The following is a 236-nucleotide window of genomic DNA, read 5'->3' as shown; positions in this document are numbered from 1 at the left end:
GATTATAATACTGCATNNAAATTTGCAACTAGAATATATAAAGAAGTTTCCAAAAGAAGTTCTTTTAGATCAACAAGAATTTTATAAAAGAGTATATGAACCAATTAGGATANNNTCTTTGAAGAACTATTAAAAAATAAATAATTTATTCGCTCTTTTTGTAATATTCATATACTTTTCCTGCTAAGCTTTCTCCTGGTTTTAATGTTATATTTACATCTTTGCCCCATTTTGCT

This window comes from Candidatus Nanopusillus massiliensis, from assembly GCF_920984865.1.
Note: the sequence above shows the minus strand (reverse complement) of the source record.